This is a genomic window from Crocinitomicaceae bacterium (genome assembly GCA_016708105.1).
Classification (GTDB): domain Bacteria; phylum Bacteroidota; class Bacteroidia; order Flavobacteriales_D; family Crocinitomicaceae; genus JADJGJ01.
In genome coordinates, this window is sequence record JADJGJ010000002.1 from 545,889 (window position 1) to 569,784 (window position 23,896).

Consider the following 23,896-nt stretch of genomic DNA (forward strand, 5'->3'; position numbering starts at 1 on the left):
TCTTAAATAGACTGAATTAATTGGATGAAAGCTTGAAGTTTTTCGCGTTTCTCATGCAGATAATTTTCAGTATCTTTTTTTAAAGCAAAAATATTTTTTAAGCGAGTATCTTGCATGTTGTCTTCTGCTTCTATCAATGTTGGATTAAACCTGAAGTAGGTAATTTTACCGCCTTGTTCCAGTTCTTCACATTGTTTATGCGTTGATCGCACCATGGATTCTATTTCATCCAACTCGCGTAATATTCCGGTTCCTAAACTGAGCAAGATAATGTGTTCATGTTGTTTTAATGATTTGTCAATTGCCAACATAGATGGATTTTTTGCGCGAATAAATCCATCCACATAATCATGTTGTCTGATGCGCACCGGTTTAAATATCCGAGGAACCGCACAGGTTGCTTTCAAAGCGGTTGCCAAATTGGTATTGTTTTCTTTACTGAAAATTTCAACTTCAAATTCCGGCAGCCTGCAAGTGACAACATGTAAATTTTGAATGCGGTCAAATTGATGATTTCCAAAATTCTGGTTGAGTATTTTATTCAGCGCACGTGCCGGCTCAGAAGTGCCAAACGGGTTGATGGCAGATGATGACCTGAACTCATAAATATCCAATACATTTTGAATGGCTTCATGAAAATCATCTTGAGGTTGAATGAGTAAGCCGGCTGCAATGACAGCACCTGTTGAAGTGCCGTACCATGCATGCACTTTTTCTGATAAGTTAAAGTTTATTTTTTCCTGAATTGCTCGTAAAATCACTAATGGAATAATACCGCGAATGCCACCGGCATCAATGGATATGATCAGTTTTTTTTGCAATCAGCGCACCTTTAATACTTGTCCAATGTGAATGATGTCTGTTGATTTGATTCCGTTCAGCTGACATAATTTTGTTACCGTGGTGCCATATTGTAAGGCAATTTTTGAGAGCGTATCTCCACTTTTTACTTTGTGCGTTTTAGCTGATGAACTGCTGCTGCCACTTGAATTGGTTGTGTTTGTATTTCCGCTTCCTACCTTAGCTGTACCATCATCTAACCGAGCAGTTGAACGATATCCGCCGTCAACAAAAATTCCTTTATGCACTAATAAATTATCATTTACTGCGCCATATTTAAAATTAAAAACTAGTTCAGGATCAATAGGCACATCATAAAACCGAATTTCAAAATGAAGGTGTGCTCCATAACTATGCCCTGTATTACCACCCAATGCAATGGGATCGCCTGCCTTTACCTCTTGATTTAATCCAACCAGTAATTTTGAACAATGCGCATAGTAAGTTTCCAGTCCGTTATAGTGACGCAAAATGATCAGGTTACCAAAACCATTTTCATGAAAAGTAGCAAAACGAACTTTGCCATCAAAGGCAGCACGTATGGTATCACCTTCTTCTAAATCTAAATCTACACCATTGTGATTTCTGCCATGTCGGTATCCAAATCCTGATGTCATCCGCCCATCAAAAGGGATGCAATAATCCATGTGAGCTGAGTCAAGTATGCACATCCAAATAGTGTCACTCATACTGCCAACCTCATTATTATTGCACGTAATGGTGACATTGGTTTTCCAGAATTGCTGATAATTGTAGTTAGTATCATTTTGAATAAAGTTATACAAGCCTTCATTCATGATTCCGTCAAAATATAAATCTTCAAGATACTGCCAAGTACGATCAGGATAAAGCAGAATGGTACCATGGTCAGTATAAAAGGTGTCAATGGGTTCGTAGATTTTTTGTGCGTTGGTGTTTATCCATGTCGCCAAACTAATCAGAAAAATAAACCATTTTTTCATCTGAACATTTTTGTAGAGCTTCTTGATTCAATACTCAGCTGGTGCAAATTTTGAATCAATCACTCTGTTTGATTTTGGCCACTGAATTTATTGAGTTAGAATCTGGTGTTATCCTAAATTCAAGCCATCGTTAAATTCAATTGCCTAATAATAATTTTTTAAGACTGCCTAAGTTAGTTGATTTCTCATGAACGATCAGTCTTTCTGCTATTTAATTGGGTGTTAAAAAATGTTATATTCCTCTGAATCAGCTGAAAAATGGGGCAAATTGAACATAGAATGGGCAACATAATGAAAAATGCTGTACCTTTGCACCAAAATTTCCGTAACAGTACGGGTTCACTTCAGTCTTGATAATAATTCAATGTCGCGCAAATTTGGAGAATTTAGTTAGCGAATTAGAATCAGGAGAAGCGGGATAAACTAACTAAATTAAATTAAATGACATTTCAGGAACTGGGTCTGAAGAAAGAGCTTCTTTCAGCCGTAACAAAAATTGGTTTCGTAAATCCGACACCAATTCAAGAACAAGCAATACCTTATTTATTAGAACAACAGGGAGACCTAGTTGGACTTGCATCAACCGGCACCGGCAAAACGGCTGCATTTGGTTTACCTATGCTCAATCAAATTGATTTGGATGAGAAGCATACGCAAGGTTTGGTACTTTGTCCAACCCGTGAATTATGTATTCAGATTACGAATGATCTGGTCAATTTTGCTGAAAACCTTGATGGGGTAAATATTGTACCGGTTTATGGTGGTACTGACATTGTAAAACAAATTAGACAAGTTGATCGCGGTGCACATATCATTGTTGCCACACCCGGCAGATTGATAGATTTGATTGAGCGTAAAAAAGTGAAATTACAGGGCATTAATGTCGTTGTGCTGGATGAAGCAGATGAAATGCTCAACATGGGTTTCAAAGAAGATATTGATCAGATATTAAAACAAACTCCTCCGGGAAAATCGGTTTGGTTATTTTCAGCTACCATGCCAAAAGAAGTTGCTGCTATTGCCCGCAACTACATGGATAAACCTTTTGAAATTACAGTGGGTGGTAAAAATGAAGGGAATAAAAATATTGAGCATGATTATTATGTAGTGCGTGATCGTGATCGTTATGAAGCACTGAAAAGAATCATTGATTTTAATCCTGACATCTATGGTTTGATTTTCTGCCGTACAAAAATTGAAACAGCAAAAGTGGCTGATAAATTAATGGCTGAAGGATATAATGCAGAACCATTGCACGGTGACCTTTCTCAGGCGCAACGTGATAGGGTGATGGATAAATTCAGACAACGCACCTTGCAAATTTTAGTGGCAACTGATGTGGCTGCGCGTGGAATTGATGTTACGGATATCACCCATGTCATTCATTATAATTTACCTGAAGACACTGAAAACTATACGCACCGCAGCGGACGTACTGCACGTGCCGGTAAAAAAGGAACTTCCATTGCCATTGTCAGCACCAAAGAACAATTTAAAATCAAATCTATTGAACGCATCATCAAGTCTTCGTTTAATTTGAAACAAGTTCCTACACCTGATGAAATATGTGAAGTTCGCCTCATGCACTTGGTAACCCAAATGACAGAAATACCGGTTGACAGCAAAAGAATGAGTAAGTTTTTACCTGCCGTAATGGAGAAACTTGGTGAATTGTCAAAAGAAGAACTTATTCAACGTTTTATTTCAGCTGAGTTTAATACCCTGCTTAATTATTATGGTGAATCTGCTTCTGACTTAAATGCTGATACACGCTCTGATAGAGGTGATCGTAAGCAACGTGATGACTTCCGTGATCCAAACGGATTCAATAAAGGTCGTCGTGGTGATTCACGTCGTGATGATTCAAATTTTCAGCGCTTTTTTGTCAACCTCGGCAAAAAAGATGGATTAAATCAAGGCGCTTTGCTGAGATTGGTTTGTGATAATACAGGTGTAACCAAATCAAGCATCGGTAAAATTGATATCATGGCAAGTTTTTCATTTTTTGATGCAGATAAAGGTGAAGCTGATATGATTCTTAAAAAAATGAAAGGGGCAGATTTTGAAGGCAGATCAATGAATGTTGAACAAACCAGCAAAGGAGATAGAGCGTTTAAGCAATCATCAAACAAAGGAAGTGGTTCGTTTGAAAAGAAAAATTACGGAGAAAAAAAGTACGGAGATAAAAAAAGTGGCCGCCGTGAATACGGTGGTGGCGATTTCAAATCTGAGAAAAAAGAATTCGGCAGAAGAAAAAAAGACGGTGATGATGCGGGAAAATCATTTCGTTCAGACAGCCGTCCCCGTTCAAGAAGAAAATAACCTAATAATTACAGCATAAAAAAATGGACATCAGAAACATTGCGATTATTGCACACGTTGACCACGGAAAAACTACCCTGGTTGACCGCATGATTGAAGCAGGAAAAAACCCGATTAAAAGTTCAGGAGAACTCATTATGGATAGTAACGATCTGGAGCGCGAGCGCGGAATTACTATCGTAGCTAAAAACGTGTCAGTGTATTATAATGAGACAAAAATTAACATCATTGACACGCCCGGCCACAGTGATTTTGGTGGTGAAGTTGAACGCGTGCTCAACATGGCTGACGGAGTTTGTTTATTGGTTGACGCCTTTGAAGGGCCTATGCCGCAGACTCGTTTTGTATTGCAAAAAGCACTTCAACTTGGGTTAAAACCATTGGTTGTAATCAACAAAGTAGATAAAGAAAATTGTACTCCTGAAGAAGTGCATGAGAAAGTATTTGAACTCATGTTTGAATTGGATGCAACTGAAGATCAACTTAATTTTGAAACAGTATACGGTTCAGCAAAAAATGGCTGGATGAGCAAAGACTGGAGAAAACCAACTGACTCTATTACTCCGATACTGGACGCAATTATTGAATATTTTCCACCAAAAAAATTCAGTGAAGGAACAACACAGTTACTTATCACATCATTAGATTATTCTTCTTTTGTGGGACGTATTGCAATTGGTCGTTTGACAAGGGGAGTGATGAAGCCTAATATGCCGGTTACTCTTGCAAAAAGAGATGGTGGCAAAGTGAAATCACGGGTAAAAGAAGTTTTTGTTTTTGATGGTCTTGAAAAAAGAAAAGTAGAAGACGTTCAGGTAGGTGATATTTGTGCGGTTACTGGGGTAGACGGGTTTGAAATTGGTGATACCATTTGTGATTTTGAAAATCCTGAACCAATGGCAACCATTTCTATTGATGAGCCTACCATGAGTATGCTCTTTACCATTAACGATTCTCCGTTTTTTGGTCGTGAAGGAAAATTTGTTACCTCACGTCACATACATGATCGGTTGATGAAAGAACTGGAAAAAAATCTGGCCTTAAAAGTTCAGACAACAGGTTCTGCTGATAAATGGAATGTATTTGGACGCGGCGTTATGCACTTGAGTGTATTGCTTGAAACTATGCGCCGTGAAGGGTATGAACTGCAAGTTGGACAACCGCAGGTGATTTTTAAAGAAATCAATGGAGAACGTTGTGAGCCGGTTGAAGATTTAACTATTGACGTGCCTGAAGAATATTCAGGGACTGCAATTGATGCTGTGACGCGCCGCAGAGGTGAAATGGTGAGCATGGAACCAAAAGGCGGACGCATGATATGTAAATTTATTATTCCTTCTCGCGGTTTGATTGGTCTGCGTTCTTTTATGCTCACACAAACTGCGGGTGAAGCTGTGATGGCGCATCGCTTTAAAGAGTATCAACCGTATAAAGGAGATATCGCAGGTCGTATTAACGGCTCTCTGATTTCTATTGAACAAGGTCAAAGTATTCCATATTCTTTACATAATTTGCAAGACCGCGGAAAATTTTTCGTTGATCCAAACGTTGATATCTATGAAGGGCAGGTTATTGGTGAAAATTCCAAATCAGGTGATCTGGTTGTGAACATTACTAAAACAAAAAAGCTGACTAATATCCGCGCAAGTGGTACTGATGAAAAAATGAAAATTGCTCCGGCTAAGTCTTTTTCTCTTGAAGAAGCACTGGAGTATATTCAAGAAGATGAGTATGTAGAGCTCACACCACAAAATATCAGACTGAGAAAAATTCTTCTCAAAGAAACTGATCGCAAAAGGGCTGGTAGATAGTTTTGTTCATAAGCGTGTTGAAAATATATACACTCACTGAACCGCTCTCAGAGGTATAATTCTAAATTTGTTACAGACAAAAAGGATTATTCTATGTTTGATGACGACGACGAAGAAGAACTTTTTGACGCTCATTTCCATGCTGAACTTGAGCGCTATGAAAAAATGATCAAAAACCAGGAATCGTATTACTTTGATGCGGAAGTACTGGAGCAGATCATTGATCATTTTATCATGAAAAATCAGGTCAAAAATGCCCTGAATGCAATTGACTTTGCAAAAGATCAACATCCCAAAAATTTGGTGTATGATTTGAGAAAAGCACAACTCTTTAGTACCAATGGAAAGCTAAAAGAAAGTCTGCTCATTCTTCAGGCGCTTGAAAAAGCTGATCCCATGAATCCTGAAATCTATATCACCAAAGCATCCGTTTTTTCTCAATTGCGAGATCATCATAAAGCAATCAAATACTACGAAAAAGCAATTGAAGTAGCGCAAGATTTTGAAGATGAAGATTTGGATGATATCCGCTTTGACTTGGCGCTGGAATATGAAAATACCAATGATTTTCAGAGCGCCATAAAAGTGCTTGCCCGCATTTTAACCAACATGCCTGACAATGAAGCTGCAATTTATGAGATAGCGTATTGTTATGAACGTATTGGAAATTTTGACAAATGCATTGAGTTTTACACTAAGTATATTGATAATAATCCATACTCATTTACTGCCTGGTATAATTTGGGGAATATTTATTTCCTGAAAAACAATATTGAAAAAGCACTTTGGGCTTATGATTACGCTATTGTAATCAATGAAGAATTTTCATCAGCTCATTTTAATATGGGAAATACCTATATGCAGGCAGCTGATTATGAAAATGCAGTTGCATCGTATCGTAAATGTATGGAAATAGATGGTGAAGAGCCGCTCACGCTAAGTTATTTGGCTGAGGCTTTTGAACGCATGGAAAGATACGATGAGGCCATGTTTTATTATGAGCGCGCAAAAGAACTAAATCCTGATTTGGCTGAACCTTGGTTAGGTATTGGCATTATTCGTGAGGTACAGGGTGACTTGAATAGCGCTATTGTGTACGTGCAGCGTGCGGTTGAATTGCAACCTGAAAATCCTAATTATCGCTTAGTTTATGCTGAATGTCTGTATAAAGTGGGTAGAGTGGATGAAGCTGAAGTGCAATTAGAAGAAGCGGTTGAGCTTGACCCCGGCTACAGTGACGCTATTGTGCTGCTGGCAGCTATTTATGAAGAGTATTCTGTAGAAAAAGCAATTGATCTCATTGAAAATCAACCTGCGTTGGAAACACTGGAAAATAAAGTAAGATTGAGCTTGGTTGCTCTATTATACAAAGCCGGAAGACACACAGACGCTTTGGTTTTATTTGAATCTGAAATGAAAGCCGATAAAACTGCAGCCAAAACATTACTTTTGTACTTACCAGAAGCAGAAAAACTGCCTGAGTTTGTTCAAATAATTGAGTCCTATAATGACTAGAAATTTTACCTTACCGTATATCCCTGAAAGAAATGCCAGACCACGCAAAGCGGGCGTTACCATGATGATGGACAAAGGGATGAGCTTGAGAGAAACAGAAGCTTTCCTAGAGGGAAATGCAGAATATACAGATCTTGCGAAATTTGGTTTTGGTACAGCCATGATTACGCCAAATCTGAAAGAAAAAATTAAACTTTATCAAAGTGCCGGCATCAGACCATACTTCGGCGGCACGCTGTTTGAAATTTTTCTGGCAAGAAATAAATTTAATGAGTATCGCAAATTGCTTGATAAATTTGATATTGACTTGTGTGAGGTTTCAGATGGATCTATCATCATTCCGCATGATAAAAAATTAGAATATATCAGCAAATTGGCTAAGGATAGAACGGTTCTTTCTGAGGTTGGCTCAAAAGATGCAGGCATTATTATTTCACCCGCCAAATGGATTAAAATGATGAGCACTGAATTGCAGGCGGGCTCATGGAAAGTAATTGCTGAAGGTCGTGAAAGTGGAAACGTGGGTGTGTTTAGACCAAACGGTACTGCGCATACTTATCTTATCAACAAAATTGTTGCTCGTATTGACCCTGCTGATATTTTGTGGGAAGCTCCTAAAAAAACGCAACAAGTATGGTTTATTCGTTTGTTTGGTGCAAACGTAAATCTTGGAAATATTGCCCCTAATGAAGTGATAGCGCTTGAAACATTGCGCCTCGGTTTGCGCGGTGATACGTTTTTTGAATTCTTGCCTGATGAAATTGGTGCTGAACTGAAACAAAATCAATCTGACGAAACAGAAGAGTAAATTTCGGTTTCTATTCTCATTGCAAGAATCAACCTTATGGTAGAACTTTTCACGCACATCATTCATCTTGATTTTAAATGGCTTTTTGATAATTATCACACTGCGGTTTATGTCATCTTGTTCTTGGTTATTTTTATTGAAACCGGACTTGTGATAATGCCTATCTTACCCGGCGATTCTCTTTTGTTTACAGCCGGACTTTTTGCCAACCAAATAAATGAAACTACCGGAGAACCTTATTTAGATGTTTTCTTACTGCTAATTCTTTTATTTACCGCAGCGGTGTTAGGTGACAATTCTAATTATTGGGTAGGACGAATTTTGGGCTTGAAAGCAGTGAATATTAAAATCAAAAACAGACGCATTGTAAAGCAACAATATTTGGATAAAACAGAAAGTTTTTTTGAGAAATATGGTACCAAAACCATTATCATGGCTCGGTTTGTTCCAATTGTTCGCACGTTTGCACCCTTTGTTGCCGGAATAGCCAAAATGAAATATCGCAGATTTTTGCTCTTTGATATTTTAGGCGGCGCAGTGTGGATTGGATCAATGATTATTGCCGGATACTTCTTAGGTCAATTTGAATGGATCAGGAAAAACATTGAACTCGTTGCCTTGGCAATCATCTTTATTTCTGTGCTGCCAATTATCATTCAGTTGATAAAAAGCCGTCTGAAAAAGAAAAAACAATAATGCTTTTTTAAGCTCAGAATTTAGCCTCAGCCAACCCTGTCACTTTTTTTTTCGTAACTTTCGCAGTGAATTAGTTTGGATGACAGCCTTCTTTAAATTACATATCATCATTGCAACTTCATTGATTTGCCTGTGCATGAGCGCATCAGCTCAGTCAAATTTATTTGTGCAGTTTAGAATAGTAACACCCCTTGATCAGCAAATGGCAGCAGAAGTAGATAAAAAAATGGCGGGCAAAGATGGCGTTTTGGAATCACGAACTGATTTTGTTACCGGTACCTACTTTTGTCTTTTAAATCCGGAATCAACCTTTACAAAAGAAAATTTTGTTGCATGGTTTACCAAAATGGGACTTGAAATTGCTTGTTATACCAAAGGCATTCAAGGTACTGATGCAACCATCTCACCACATGTATTGAAAACTTGTACTGATGAAAAAACAGAATAACGTGATGAAAAAAATGCAGTCTATATTTTATATTTTTACAACAATCATTGCAACTGTTTCAGTGAATAGTGCTTTGGCACAGGATCCGCATTGTGTTTATATGGCAAGTGATGTGTATCCCGGCTCATACGGTGCTGCTCCCAATAATTATATTCAGTATGATGGCGCAATCTATTTTGCATCAACCGGAGATGTGAATGGAATGGAGCTATGGAAATATGAAGGCGGTGTATCTTCATTAGTCGCTGATATTAACCCTGGCGTTCCGGGGTCAATGCCAAATTATCTTACTGTAATAGGCCCTTATCTTTATTTCTCTGCCAATAATGGTGTAAACGGAACCGAGTTATTTCGTTATGACGGAACAACAGTTACCATGATTTCCGATATCAATCCCGGTGTGCTTGGGTCATTTCCTAATATGTTTACTGTGGTTGGTTCTGATCTTTATTTCGTTGCCAACAATGGTTCACTCGGTTTTGAACCTTATGTCTATGACGGAAGCACGGTGAGTCTTATCGCAGATATTAACCCGGGAATGAATGGATCAACGCCTGGTGAAATTGTTGAAATGAACGGTGATATTTATTATACCGCGTATACGGATGCAAACGGAGAAGAATTATGGATGTATGATGGAAGCACGATGACATTGTTTGATATTTATCCCGGTGTAACCGGATCTGATATTGGAGAGCTTACGGTGATTCCGGGTCAGGTTGTGTTCAGAGCTACAGATGGAACCTTAGGTTATGAGTTAATGACCTGTGACGGAAGTAATGTGACTAATCTGAATGTAAATCCATCCAGTGATTTTACTCCTTGGGAACTTACACCGCTTGGCAATGAAGTTTATTTCAGAGGTTTTATATCTACAACAGGATATGAATTATGGAAATATGATGGAACTTCTGCAAGCCTTGTGATGGATATTAGACCGGGTACATCTAATTCAACACCAAACAACCTGACAGCGGTTGGATCTGTTCTCTATTTTGCAGCGCATGATGGTACGCATGGAAATGAATTGTGGATGCATGATGGGGTTACAACTGCACTTGCAGCAGATATTAAAACAGGTTCAGCTGGTTCAATGCCGGCACCTTCTTATGATCCTTTTGGAATTGTGGGTGATTGGGTTTTTGTTGTTGCTGAAAATGGTACAACCGGTTATGAAGTGTGGGGATATGATGGAACTAGCGCCATGCTTGGAAAAGATATCGCACCCGGTGCTACTGCATCTACTCCGGTAGGCTTTAAAGGAATTGGTAATATTTTATATTTTACTGCAGACAATACAACCAACGGAAGTGAAATGTGGGCATGGGATATCACTGGTGATTTAACTGATACCATTGCGGTAACAACGTGTGATGCGTATACCTCACCGGCTGGAAATGTTTATACCGCACCCGGCACATACTCACTGGATGAAATATTACCAAGTGTTCAATGCCCCGGCTGTGATAGCTTAATTCATATTGATCTAATCATTACTGATCAACCCGGATCTACACAAAATATTGTTGCTTGTAATGAATACACCTCTCCCGGTGGCAACTACTTTGGGACTGTTGGAACATATAATTTCACTGAAATAGTTCCAAGTATTTCTTGTCCATCGCTTGATAGCATCATCACCTATAATCTAACTATTGTTGAAACTATTAATCCGGCAATTGTTGTTTTTAGTGGTGTGTTAGTGGCTCAACAAGCAGGCGCAACATATCAGTGGTTAGATTGTGATAATGGATACGCACCAATACCCGGAGCAACTGATCAGGATTTTTTACCAACCGTTGACGGGACGTACGCTTGCGAAGTTACGCTTGGTTGCACTGATACCAGCAATTGCTATTTCGTTGAAAGTACTTTTGGAATTGGCTTCAGTGAAAATTTACCTGCTGATGTTGTCATTTATCCTAATCCCGCACAAAGTGAAATCAATATTGATCTGAAAAATAATCAGTGTTCAAAAATTGTTCTGTTGAATACGCTCGGTGATACGGTACAAATGGTGATACCAACAACGCAGCAAGTGAATATGAACGTAAGTGAACTCTCAGCCGGAATTTATTTTATCTCGTTAGAAACTCAAACCGGAAACTTCATTTATAGAATTGCAATTCGATAGGTGAAGAATATTCTATTTCCTTTTTTAGCTTGTTAATTTTGTCACTTCCATTCGAATTCTTGTTTATTTATTTAATCAGAGATTGAATTTTCTGTCCTCGTTTTTTTTCTAAAAAAATTCTCCTGTAGATAAGAGACTATTGAAAATACTGTATTCATGGCAATTTAACGTTGAATTCATTATGAGTGCATAATGCGTAATGGTCAGTGTTAGATCTATGACATTATCATTCATTCCTGTTATTTGGAAAAATGGAGGCAACCTTTTAAACTTGTTGGCGTTTCAGAACTAAAGAGATTTAATACCATTAGCCAATATAATTTAGTCTAAAAAGAGCATAATAAATATTTGAAGGAACAAATTTTCTTTACTGTTTTTGTTGTAATTATTCTCCTCACAACCTTGGCTAAGTGTTTGCCCAATTGATCGATGGTATTAAAGATTTGCAAACGAACTCTTGTTTGAGTTGCCTACCAAATTTTCTCGGGGGGTTTAGTTCTGGACTATAAGGCGGCAGAAAAATTAAAATGATATTCTCGGGTATGATTAGTTTCTTTGCCTTATGGAAGGCTCCGTTGTCAAGCACGATTAGTTTAAGTTCTTTTGGATTCTGCTTTGATAATTCTTGAATAAAATATTGAAAGCAATCTGTATTACAATAAGGCAGTTCCAACAAAAAGCTATCTCCATTTATTGGTGAGAATGCTCCATATAGGTATGTGTTTTCGAATTTGTGTTGATAAGTACAAACGGGTTTTACCCCTTTGCTGTTAGAACCCGCCCTGTTCTTGTGAGTAGTCCAAATCGACTCTCATCCTGGCAATAAATATTAATGCTTTTATAGCATCCCAATAGTGGTTTTACTTTGTCTTTACAGATTCGTTTGAAGTTTTTTAAAAGTAGCAACCGCTTCTTTATCCTTTTAATATGACTCTTGCGGGTACTTTTAACGATGCGCCAAAGTGCCTTTTAACATAATGACGCAAGCTGTTGTAATTAACTCCTTTAATAAAATTATTTTCCACCCACGCATGTAATTGTTTGTAGCTTGAAAATGCGGCATCCTCTGAACAAAGCTTCAATTTAATTTTCTTATGCACAGACTTACTTATTATGGAGGGCTTAAATCCAATTCTACCATCCTTTAATAATTCGGATATACCGCCCTTTTGATATTTAGTCCGCCATGTCTGAATACTGTTGTGATTTACACCTATCAGTTCCGCTAATTCATTCTTGCCTAATGCTCGATCAGAACGCTTGATCTCAATAAGCATTTTTATTTTCGGACCGTGGTGGTCTGCAGATTTTTTAAGAGACTTCTTAAGTCCTTAAGCGATTCTTTCACCGTAATAGAGAGTGCATTTGCCATACCTCAAATATATAGCATATATACATTAGTCTAATATAGTTCAAGAAAAGATATTGACAATTTACTTGTTAATATCAGACTATTCTATAATAGCTAATGGTATAACTCAATTAAAAACTGCTAAACAAATTCATCTGTGTTAAAACTTAAATCACATAACTAAAAAGAAAAACATTTCTCAGGCAGAAGCAACTTTTACCTGAAGATAACCGTTAGTTAAAACGATGTTTGATTTGAGACATTAATTGCAGAAGAAAAAAAAACTTAAAAGAAATGAAAACAAATTGGCTGAACAGAAATTTACTCGTGATTGCACTTCTTGCCGGAGGCGCAATTCAAGGTTTTTCTCAGACTACGGTGAGTTTCCCTTTTACGGGTGCTCCAACTTCGTGGACAGTTCCAAACTGTGTAACCAGCATCACCATTACGGTGGCAGGTGCGCAAGGCGGTAACGCGCTAGATGGCGCAAGTTATACCGGATCAGCGGGAACCCCAGTATTGGGTGGTGAAGGTGCGGTTGTAACTGCAACTATTCCGGTTACGCCTGGTGATGTTATTGATATCAACGTAGGCGGACAAGGAACAATTGGTGGCCCAGGCTACAATGGTGGTGGAACAGGTAACTTTTCAACGGATGGAAATTTAGTAAATGGTTCTGCCGGTGGTGGTGGATCAACCAATGTGAATTTAAATGGTAGCCCAATTATCATTGCTGCAGGCGGTGGTGGTGCCGGCGGAGGATCTTATTCTTTTGGTGCTGAAACCAATATTGGTGGTGACGGTGGTTGTGCAACAGGTCAGGCTCCTTCTCCAGGTTCACCTTGGATTGGAACCGGTGGTGGTGGTGGAACACAATTTGCTCCGGGTGCCGGTGGTGCTCCATGGGCTGGTGTTCCTACAGGTGGTTTTGCCGGTGTAGGCGGAACAGGTGGTCAAGGTGGAATTTGGCAAACTGCTCCTGGTGGCGGTGGCGGTGGCGGCTACTTTGGCGGTGGCGGTGGCGGTAATGATGGTTGCTGTACCGGCGCTAATGGTGGCGCAGGTGGCGGTGGCGGATCAAGTCTTGTACCTGGTGGTGCCGGATGTACGCAAGGTGCTAATACCGGAAACGGATATGTAACTATAACTTATACCGGCGGCGGATCAACTGCTTCTCTTTCTCCGGCTGCAATTTGTGAAGGCTCAACTACAACTTTATCTTTGGTTGGTTCTGTAAGTCCCTTTAACTGGGAAAGTTCTTCTGATGGTGGTGTAACTTGGACTACCATGCCGGGTGCAACAACAACTCCTTATGTTACCGGTGCACTTTCTCAAGACATGTGTTACAGAGCTTTTGAACCAGGCGGTGGATGTTCTGGTACATCATATTCTAACGTTATTTGTGTTACTGTAAATCCAATGCCTACACCTAACGCCGGTTTGGATGATACTATTTGTTTTCCTACCGGTTATGTTCTGCAAGGAACTTCAGCTGGTGGTACAACTGCATGGACTCAATATACAGGTGCTGGTGCAACTGCATTTGCTCCTAGTGCAGCGGTATTGAATGCCACAGCTACTCCAACTGCTGCGGGTGCGTATCAATATATTTTATCTGAATCTGACCCAAGCGGTATTTGTCCGGCAGGTAAAGATACTGTAGCAATTTTCTTTGCAGATGAAAATCATACAACATCTTTCACTGACCCAACATGTAACGGATACGCTGATGGATCAATCACCATTACATCTACCGGAAATATCGGTGCAATTAATTATAGTTATGACGGCGGAGCTTCTTACGTTGCATCTAATACATCTGGCTTGACAATGCCTGCCGGAACTTATACCGTTATCTCAGAAGATTATTTCGGATGTTCACATCAAAGTGTTGTGACTTTAACTGATCCTCCATTGGTGATTGTTTCTGTTTCTAACGATACTACGGTTTGTGAAAATGGTACAGCAACTGTTTCTGCAAGTGCTACCGGTGGAACAACTTATTCATATCATTGGTCAATGACTGCTGACCTCGGAGCAGTTCAAACAGTGAGCCCTACCGTTGCTGAAAATATTACCGTGTTTGCTGAAAATGAAGTGGGCTGCGTATCTGCTCCTTTGGATATTGACATTACACTGCATGCTCCAATCACAGCAACAATTACGGTGAATGATAGTATTTGTCCGGGTTATGATTCTCAGCATACTGTTGTGCCTGCCGGTGGATACATGGGATACAACTATGCATGGACAGCAAATGGATCAGCCATCATGGCGGTGAATCCTGTGCTTGATATTAACCCAACTTCAAATACAAATTATTGTGTAACGGTTACTGATGCCTGTGAAAGTACTCCACGTGTTGTGTGCACGGCTACTATTATGCGTGAAGTTCCAAATCCAATTTTTACTTCTGATACTACGCAAGGTTGTTCACCAACTATTATTGAATTCCAAGATTTGACAACTTTGATGGCTCCTGCCTATGTTGATTCAGTTACTTGGATCATTGAAGGAATTATGTACCATGATCTGGTACCATTCAGTCATACGTTTGTAAATGTGGGTTCTTATGATATTTGGTTTGAGGTTTATACCAACTACGGTTGTCATAATTCTATTACTGTGGATGATTATATTACAGTACATCCTAACCCTGAAGCAATGTTCTATGCTAACCCAAATCCAACAACCATCTTCAATACAGAAGTAGATTTCAATAATTTGTCAACTCCTGGCGCTAATACCTATTACTGGTCTTTCACCGGTGGAAATCCAACTAGTTCAATGGATGAAAGTCCAACCGTTGTTTACCCGGAAGGTATAGCCAATGAATATCCGGTTCAGCTGATTGTGGTGAATGAATTTAACTGCCCAGATACCGTTGTAGGAATTGTAGACGTACAAAGTGATATCCTCATTTTTGCTCCAAACGCTTTCACACCAGATGGTGATGAATTCAATGAGACATGGAGAATTTATATTGATGGTATTGATATCTATGATTTCCACCTGACAGTATTTAATCGCTGGGGTGAAATTGTTTGGGAATCATACAACCCTGAAGGACAGTGGGACGGAACATACGGTTCTACAAAGGCAAAAACAGGCACCTATGTGTGGGTGATTGAAGCAAAAGATAAATTCTCTGATAAAAAAGTTGAATGGCGCGGACACGTTACCGTTCTGAAATAACTTAGTTTGATTTTTAAAGAAGCCCGGGTAACTACCTGGGTTTTTTTATTTTATTCAATTTAGCATTTCTTGTAAATTCATTTCTGTTTGAACTTTTTACTTTGCTTACTTTTACATCGGTAGGATATTCAATCTTATCTGTTATACAAGTTTTTGATCTATGCAGTTTGAAAAAAATGTTTTAATTACGGGCGGCGCAGGATTTATTGGTTCACATGTGGTGCGCCTATTTGTAAATAAATATCCGCAGTATAAAATTTTCAATCTTGATAAATTAACCTATGCCGGCAATCTTGACAACCTGCGTGATGTTGAGAAAAAATCAAACTATGAATTTATCAAAGCAGACATTCAAGACAAAGACAAATTAGTTCAAATTTTTGAGCAAAGAAAAATCACACACGTAGTTCATCTTGCTGCAGAATCTCATGTTGACAGATCAATCAGCGGCCCCGTAGAATTTATCATGACCAATATTGTTGGTACCGTAAATTTGCTTGAGGCAGCAAGAAGTTTTTGGAAAGATGGTGACCATATTTTTTATCATGTTTCAACCGATGAAGTATATGGTTCGCTTGGTGCTGAAGGATTTTTCACGGAAGAAACCGCGTATGATCCACGCAGCCCCTACTCAGCATCCAAGGCAAGTTCAGACCACCTGGTGAGAGCGTATTTTCACACCTACAAATTGCCGATTAAAATTTCAAATTGCTCTAATAATTATGGGGGTCATCATTTTCCTGAAAAATTGATTCCGTTGATGATTAATAATATTCAGCACAATAAACCATTACCGGTTTATGGTAAAGGAGAAAATGTGCGTGATTGGTTGTGGGTTGAAGATCACGCGCGGGCAATTGATTTGATTTTTCATCACGGTAAAGTAGGGGAATCATACAACGTAGGCGGACATAATGAATGGAAAAACATTGATTTGGTAAAATTTTTATGTCGCCTCATGGATCGGAAATTGAATCGCGCCGAAGGCACTTCGGAAAAATTGATCACGTATGTAACAGATCGCGCAGGGCATGATTTGCGTTATGCTATTGATGCTTCCAAAATTGAAAAAGAATTAGGATGGAAACCAACCATTCAATTTGAAGAAGGATTAGAAAAAACAGTTGACTGGTATTTAGAAAATCAAGCTTGGATTCAGAATGTCACTTCAGGCGCCTATCAAAAATATTATCAGCAACATTATGAGAATCGTTGAGAAAAAAATTCCATTTCTCTAAGTTTGTGCTGGTAGTTTGTTAGGAATCGTATACCATTTAATTAGTCACCAAGGTATCTGTTTCATTCAAGTGATTGTACATTTCTTTGTGAAGATACTCAGGTAAAAAAACATCTTGTGTACTGCGCGCACCTAAAACAAGTACAATTAAAATGCTGGGGCGTTGGTATGATTTACGATAATCAGGTATGGGTTTAACGGCTATCCCCATCGTTCTAAAATCATTTGAAAAAATTATCCTGCGCAGCTCACCTGATGAAATTTTATCTGAGAAATTAACAAGTAATTGTTGTTCTGAAATCGGGTACACTGGTTCAGGTTCCAAATTTTTTGATTCTGATTTTTTTGGAATTTTCCCTTTGTAACAGTTGATGGGACTGCTGCCAACAAAATTATCGTAGTAATATGCATCACCCAATTCTAAATCCAGAATATCTAATTTGAAGGCAAAAATTTCACATGCCTTGTATTTTGAATGATCACGTTGCAGAATGTATTTAACTGAGCGTCGTTCTTTTCTGCAACGGTCTGTATTTATTTTTCTGCTGTCGGACATGCCGGCTAGAAGTGTCTGCGCTATTTGCGAGTAAAGCGTATCCGTGATAAAAATATTTCTCTTTTTCTTTGTTCTTAAGGCGTTGGTTGCATCAAAAAGTATTGAATTGAAATGTTCATATTCAAATTGATTCAGCCGAATAGGTGAACTGCTTGCCGTTTCAGTTTCAGCTTGCGGAATTGATGGCTGCACCTGATGAACACGCTTATAAAATCGCTTGCTGTAATCAGATTGGCAAGACAGAAAAATAAATAATATGACAAGGCTGATACTACTCCGCATGGATAAGAAAGTTGGCAAAACTTGATTTATTCATGTTTTCAATATTCAATAATTCAATTTCACAGATACCATTGTCACGTCGGTTAATCCAACTGTGATAGATGCCAACCAATACCGATGAAAGCATAACCGCAATAGTTGTTTTTGATCCTTTGTCAAAAAACGCTTCAGACCCCGGCGGAAAATTTATGACTGAATTTTTGTCGTGATCTATGATGATAATTTCTTTTGAATCGGCTTGCATCAAATCTCCGGCAGATTTGGTAATAAATTCACGACGAAGGTTTGTAGGACTCAACATACGCGATCGAATATCGCAATTCCATACTCCAAAGCCATCTATTTGAAAAGCTCTGACAACACTGCCTTCTCCGGCGTATGAGTTGAGGTAATCGGCTTCTGTTGCTCTCAATTCTTGTCTTGCTTTTTCTTCTTCAATAGCTCGTTTTTTTAACTCGTTTGCTCGTCTGGTAATTTCTGATTTCAACCGGTTTCTGTTTTTGGCCCGCAAGCGGCGTGATAGTTTCCAGTGACGAAGAAATCTCTTATAAAACAATTTTGATTCGTTCATTTTTTGACTCGATGTCAATTCTTTTGGATACGTGTTTACAGGCAGTGATATAACGGTGTCTTTAAATAAAAAACTCATTAAAAACCGGTCATTTTCATGGTCGGGAATTAATTCAATATTGGCCAGATAATTTGGACCGGCACGACGATAAATCTTTGTTTTAGGAATACGCAAGCGTTCATATTTGTCTTCACAAAATTCATTCAAACTATCTAAGAAGTTGAAATAATATTTTGCACTGTCACCTTCAAATATCAATTTTTGCGAACCAAAAAAGTTACCTACGTAATCAGGTTCAAATACGCGCATATAATCTTCATTGTTATCGTTGGATTTATGTTTTGAAGATGAAAATTTTCTGAAAGTAATACTGAAACTCTCGTAATTATGATCCCATTTTACCACCGGAATAAACCGGTCAGTTTGAAACTGTATCTGCGAAAAAACAAACTCTTTAAAATCAATGGCAAGAATGGAATCAAGTTTTTCCTGATCATATTTGAACGGCTGCACCACTTCATTTTCACCTTTTAATTGCCACACTCCGTTTTCATCTAATTGATACAAACTCATGCCCGGATTTGCGCTCATGCTGTTCATGTTTACTTCAATGGGTTGCTCAGGATTTATAAAAAGAGGGTTCCCCTGATTGTCTGTTGCCTCAATACTGAACATGCCTCCGGATGAGAATAGCATCGTTTCTCCATCTTCTGTTGCAGTCATGGTAATACCTGAGAAAAATATTTCAGCTGGATTTGAATAGGTTTGATACTCCATCTGCACTTCACCGGTATAATAATTTCCATTTTGATCAACTAGTGCATTGGCAGGTATTTTCAAATCCATAATTCCCAAATCAACTTCTATGTCTTTGCCGGCTACAAAGGTTGTTTGCTGCGGTGCTTCAACAAATTGTTCAAACGGTGGACTAATGCCAACATTTGGTGTAATGGGTTCTCTGCTCAACAGTTCAATATCAGGTCGTGATTCAGCAAAAGCATCTACCTCATTACGCGGCAAGGGATTATTTCTTAAATCAATAAATTTTACAGATTTATTTTTTGCAAGCGGAGCCAAACTGAATGTGCCGCAATTCACCAGCGTGATGCTATCTGTTTTCAAATCTAAAAATGGAACCAGCTGGTCTGCCGGAATATTATGAAATTCAATTTGCCCGGGATTAGAATATGTATTCAATAAATCTACTAATACGTCTGGCTTTTCAAAAATACAGGCGTCAAATACAAGATGCTGAATGGGTGTAGAATTTATTGCTCTTGGAAATTCACGAATAGTAGAATTTTTTACTGTGAGTTTATGTGTGTTCAACAGGCTGAAATCTTTTGGAAAATAATCCACATGACTTATTGTAAGTTCATCCAGTTTATCAAAGAAACTCAAGGTGAATAATACGGCAGAAGTTTTAACTGCAGTATTACCATCCAAATATATTTTTTTTAATGACCACCAGTATCCTGTCACCCATCCCATTTCATGCAGTTCATTTTGTGAAATATCAATGGTTTTCAAATTTGAAAGTTCCATCATGGAGTAGGGGAGATTGGTGAGCCGGTTGTTTGAAAGCAAACAGGTGGTCAGATTTTTTTGTTTCCCTAAATTTTCAGGCAAATTCAATAAACCACATGATGATAAATCAAGATGAGAAAGATTGAATGTTGCTGTTTCAAAAACTTCGTTCAAATCACTTGCGCTTAATCCCTGATTTGAGGATAAGTCTAAATACTTTAAATTTTTTAATTGAGCTAAACCTGCGGGCAATTTCATGATTCCGTTGTTAGATAAGTTTAGCACCTGCAAATTGCTGCACAATAAAATTTCTGACGGAAACACTGTGAGTCCTTGGTAGCTTAAATCTATTTCAGTAATGCTGCCTTCTTTGCCTTGAATGTCTTTTAAATCAGTTACCCGCGTTGCAAATGAGAAAGAATGAAAGCAAACGAGCAGAATAATGGTTTTACATATTTTCATGGCGAAAAAAATTTCGTGAATAATTCAGTTTCATTTTTAATCAGTCTCAGGTATCATGATGTCATGAAAGGTGAAGCTGTAGTTATTAATGTCAGATAAAAGAATTAGTAACTATAATCAAACGGCTTATAACGTACTTTCTTCTCTTGGTTAACGAATATTTAACATATTTTACTTTGAATCACCTCTCTGCCAATGGCGCTTTATGCTTACTTCGGATGGATTTGTTGCTTCACTCACCAAAGTTCAAGAGCTTTTTTTGTAACTTGCACTAAATGATAGAGATCAATCTGAAAATTTGTAAGCGATACCATAACCGAATCAAATTCTTGATATTATGAATAAACTGTTATTCTTTTTTGTACTGACTGCATTTTCTCAATTGTCTTATTCGCAAGATAACGACGGTGATGGAATACCTAATAGTTTTGAAATTTCAAATGGTCTTGATCCAAATGATTGTGACACGGATGATGACGGATTAAATGACTATGAGGATTATTTTGATTATAACTGTAATCCTCTTGAATCTGATACTGATGGAGATGGCATACAGGATGGAACTGAACTTGGATTTACTGCAGGATGTTCTGATACAGATTTAGGAATTTTCATACAGGATGCTGACCCAGTTTATGTAACTGACCCCAATAATACAGATTCTGATTCTGATGGATTACCCGATGGTGATGAAGATGTCAACCACAATGGCTCTGATGATGCAGGCACTGAAACTAATGCCTCAATGATGGATTCAGACGCTGATGGACTAATTGATGGGCAAGAAGTTTTTAATTACCTCACTGATCCGCTTGATTTGGATACAGACGATGGTGGGGCATCCGATGGCGCTGAAGTCAATACTTATGGCACAGATCCACTCAATAGCGCAGACGATATTTTTGCCTTGGATTCAGATGGAGATTTTTTAACTGACGGATTTGAAATTGGAATAGGAACAAATCCTGCAGATGATGATACAGATGATGATGGACTAACTGACGGAAATGAGGTAAATAGTTATGGAACTAATCCTTTACTTTTTGATACTGATGGAGGTGGTGCAGGTGATGGTATGGAAATTCTTGCCTCTACAAATCCACTTGATAATGCTGATGATGCGGGTGCTGGTGATGCTGATGGCGATGGACTCCCTCTTAATCTTGAAAATAGTTTAGGGCTATCTGATACTGATTGTGATTTTGATGATGATGGTCTTTCTGACGGAACAGAATATCTAAATGAAGGCACTAATCCTTTTCTTTTTAGCACAGATGCTGATGGAATTTCTGATGGTGTAGAACTTGGACTTTCTGCTCCTGAATGCTCAGGGACTGATCTTGGATTTTTTATTGCTGATGCGGATCCTGCAACAATTACTAATCCATTTTTAATGGATAGCGATTACGATTGGCTTGATGATAATCTTGAAGATGTCAATGCCAATGGCGCCGCTGATGGATCTGAGACAGACGCCGCAGATTGGGATTCGGATGATGATGATTTAGGAGATGGTGAAGAATTGTCATCAAGCGGAACAGATCCAAATGACGCTGATACGGATGATGGCGGAGCGCCTGATGGGTTAGAATATCAAAATGGTTACAACCCAAATGATCCGACGGATGATGATAATGATCTCGATTTTCTCAGCAATCTTGATGAAATTGCCGCCGGCACTGACCCCAATGATCCAGACACCGATGATGATTGGTTGGATGATTATGACGAAGTAAGTAACTATGGAACAAATCCACTTGACAGCGATACAGATGATGGTGGAGATATTGACGGACATGAAATTGATCAAGGCTCTGATCCTCTTGATCCGGCTGATGATGATAATGATGCAGATGGTTTATCAAATTTAGATGAAGTAACCTATGGAACTAATCCGGCAGATAGTGACTCAGACGATGATTATCTAACCGATGGTCAAGAAGTAAATATTTATTCTACTGACCCATTGGATTCTGATTCAGATGACGGTGGTGTTAGTGATGGTGATGAAGTGAATGCAAGTACAAACCCAAATGATGGTTCTGACGATGCTCTTGCCGGAGATGATGATAGTGATGGATTGAGCAATGCGCAAGAAATTATTTATGGTTCTGATCCAATGGATACAGATTCAGATGATGATGGTTTAACAGATGGAGCGGAGGTGAATATTTACGGTACAAATCCGATGGATACCGATTCGGATGACGATTTGTTGGATGACGGTTTAGAAGTTGCTATGTATGACACTAACCCTGCAGTTTATGATACAGATTCAGGTGGTATTGGAGATGGCCAGGAAGTTTTGTTTGATAGTACCAATCCTAATGATGGATCCGATGATAACGTTGTGCCGGATTATGATTTGGACAATGATGGATTAACTGATGCTGAAGAAAATTTGATTGGAACAAATCCTAATGATACAGACTCTGATGATGATGGTCTTTCAGATTTTGATGAATATATCATTTACCAATCTGATCCGTTGAATCCTGATTCAGACTATGACGGATTATTAGATGGATATGAAATATCTATTGGAACAAATCCAAATAATAATGATACTGATGGTGACGGATTAGGTGATTTCACAGAAGTAAATACAACGGATACTGATCCTGCTGACGCTGATACAGATGACGATGGGTTAACTGACTTTTTTGAACTCAATGTTTCAATGACAGATCCGCTGCTTGCTGATTCTGACGGCGGTGGAACTAATGATGGTCAAGAGCTTGTGAATGGAACTGATCCTAATGACAATTCAGATGATTTTCTCGGCGTAGTCACATTTAGTGGACCTGAAATAAAAGTGTATCCAAATCCTGCTGAAAATTTCCTGATGGTATCATGTCATGAAGAGATAGAAATAATGAGAATAATTTCGTCTGATGGTAAAACATTAGCAAGTTATTTAGTGAGTGACTTCAGCAAACAAATTGAGATAAGCCAGTTGCAACCGGGCACTTATTTTATTGTTGTTTATACTGCTGAACATCAATTCAACATGACTTTTATTAAAAAATAGGATAATGATTTGGGTTTGCTTGTGCTGAAAGTTAAAAAGTGCAAGCAAACTTTCTTTTCATTTACAAGTTGTGATTTAGAGTAAAGTAAAACTAATTAATCTCGTTCATTCCAACTTGACCAAATCAGTACAACAAGAGAAAATAAAT

16 protein-coding genes are annotated in these 23,896 nt (G+C 38.4%); 10 read left to right on the top strand and 6 right to left on the bottom strand.

What is annotated here, in order from left to right; genetic code table 11:
* Positions 1–2: 2 nt before the first annotated feature.
* Together IPH66_13530 and IPH66_13535 are read right to left on the bottom strand one after the other, a co-directional pair.
* Positions 3–821, bottom strand: coding sequence for a patatin-like phospholipase family protein (locus IPH66_13530; GenBank protein ID MBK7130365.1), 819 nt, complete (start codon positions 819–821; stop codon positions 3–5).
* A complete protein-coding gene (locus IPH66_13535; protein ID MBK7130366.1) occupies positions 822–1,220 on the bottom strand; it encodes a LysM peptidoglycan-binding domain-containing protein in 399 nt (132 codons plus the stop codon). It abuts the gene before it with no gap.
* A 1,023-nt stretch (positions 1,221–2,243) separates the two neighbouring features.
* Between IPH66_13535 and IPH66_13540 the strand changes: the two genes are divergently transcribed.
* From IPH66_13540 to IPH66_13570, 7 genes are all read left to right on the top strand, one after another.
* Positions 2,244–4,124, top strand: a complete 1,881-nt coding sequence (locus IPH66_13540) for a DEAD/DEAH box helicase (protein MBK7130367.1) — start codon at positions 2,244–2,246, stop codon at positions 4,122–4,124.
* A 23-nt stretch (positions 4,125–4,147) separates the two neighbouring features.
* Complete coding sequence (gene typA / locus IPH66_13545) at positions 4,148–5,935, top strand: translational GTPase TypA (GenBank protein MBK7130368.1); 1,788 nt, start codon at positions 4,148–4,150, stop codon at positions 5,933–5,935.
* Positions 5,936–6,028: 93 nt separating this feature from the next.
* Entirely contained in the window at positions 6,029–7,450 is a 1,422-nt protein-coding gene (locus IPH66_13550) for a tetratricopeptide repeat protein (GenBank protein ID MBK7130369.1), read from the top strand.
* On the top strand, positions 7,443–8,258 hold the full coding sequence (locus tag IPH66_13555; protein ID MBK7130370.1) for a phosphosulfolactate synthase: 816 nt from the start codon (positions 7,443–7,445) through the stop codon (positions 8,256–8,258). Before IPH66_13550 ends, IPH66_13555 begins: the two co-directional genes overlap by 8 nt.
* Before the next feature lie 36 nt (positions 8,259–8,294).
* Positions 8,295–8,954, top strand: coding sequence for a VTT domain-containing protein (locus tag IPH66_13560; protein MBK7130371.1), 660 nt, complete (start codon positions 8,295–8,297; stop codon positions 8,952–8,954).
* 79 nt (positions 8,955–9,033) lie between these two features.
* On the top strand, positions 9,034–9,402 hold the full coding sequence (locus IPH66_13565) for a hypothetical protein (protein ID MBK7130372.1): 369 nt from the start codon (positions 9,034–9,036) through the stop codon (positions 9,400–9,402).
* Positions 9,386–11,536, top strand: a complete 2,151-nt coding sequence (locus tag IPH66_13570; GenBank protein MBK7130373.1) for a T9SS type A sorting domain-containing protein — start codon at positions 9,386–9,388, stop codon at positions 11,534–11,536. Before IPH66_13565 ends, IPH66_13570 begins: the two co-directional genes overlap by 17 nt.
* A gap of 406 nt (positions 11,537–11,942) precedes the next feature.
* Here the strand turns inward: IPH66_13570 and IPH66_13575 are convergent, their stop codons facing one another.
* Both IPH66_13575 and IPH66_13580 read right to left on the bottom strand, forming a co-directional pair.
* Positions 11,943–12,341, bottom strand: a complete 399-nt coding sequence (locus IPH66_13575) for a transposase (GenBank protein ID MBK7130374.1) — start codon at positions 12,339–12,341, stop codon at positions 11,943–11,945.
* A 109-nt stretch (positions 12,342–12,450) separates the two neighbouring features.
* Positions 12,451–12,813: a helix-turn-helix domain-containing protein gene (locus IPH66_13580; GenBank protein ID MBK7130375.1), complete on the bottom strand. Its 363-nt coding sequence runs from the start codon at positions 12,811–12,813 to the stop codon at positions 12,451–12,453.
* 368 nt (positions 12,814–13,181) lie between these two features.
* Between IPH66_13580 and IPH66_13585 the strand changes: the two genes are divergently transcribed.
* Together IPH66_13585 and rfbB are read left to right on the top strand one after the other, a co-directional pair.
* On the top strand, positions 13,182–16,082 hold the full coding sequence (locus IPH66_13585; protein ID MBK7130376.1) for a gliding motility-associated C-terminal domain-containing protein: 2,901 nt from the start codon (positions 13,182–13,184) through the stop codon (positions 16,080–16,082).
* A 160-nt stretch (positions 16,083–16,242) separates the two neighbouring features.
* Positions 16,243–17,298 carry a dTDP-glucose 4,6-dehydratase gene (rfbB, locus tag IPH66_13590; GenBank protein ID MBK7130377.1) on the top strand — a complete coding sequence of 352 codons (1,056 nt, stop codon included), beginning with the start codon at positions 16,243–16,245 and terminating at the stop codon, positions 17,296–17,298.
* 58 nt (positions 17,299–17,356) lie between these two features.
* On the opposite strand, the gene IPH66_13595 is transcribed toward rfbB, so the two are convergent.
* Both IPH66_13595 and IPH66_13600 read right to left on the bottom strand, forming a co-directional pair.
* On the bottom strand, positions 17,357–18,157 hold the full coding sequence (locus tag IPH66_13595) for a hypothetical protein (protein MBK7130378.1): 801 nt from the start codon (positions 18,155–18,157) through the stop codon (positions 17,357–17,359).
* Positions 18,147–20,717 (bottom strand): leucine-rich repeat domain-containing protein, encoded by a 2,571-nt coding sequence (locus tag IPH66_13600; protein MBK7130379.1) that lies wholly within the window; start codon positions 20,715–20,717, stop codon positions 18,147–18,149. Before IPH66_13600 ends, IPH66_13595 begins: the two co-directional genes overlap by 11 nt.
* Positions 20,718–21,054: 337 nt before the next feature.
* Here IPH66_13600 and IPH66_13605 point away from each other — a divergent pair, with 337 nt between their 5' ends.
* Complete coding sequence (locus IPH66_13605) at positions 21,055–23,748, top strand: T9SS type A sorting domain-containing protein (protein MBK7130380.1); 2,694 nt, start codon at positions 21,055–21,057, stop codon at positions 23,746–23,748.
* Positions 23,749–23,896 lie beyond the last annotated feature (148 nt).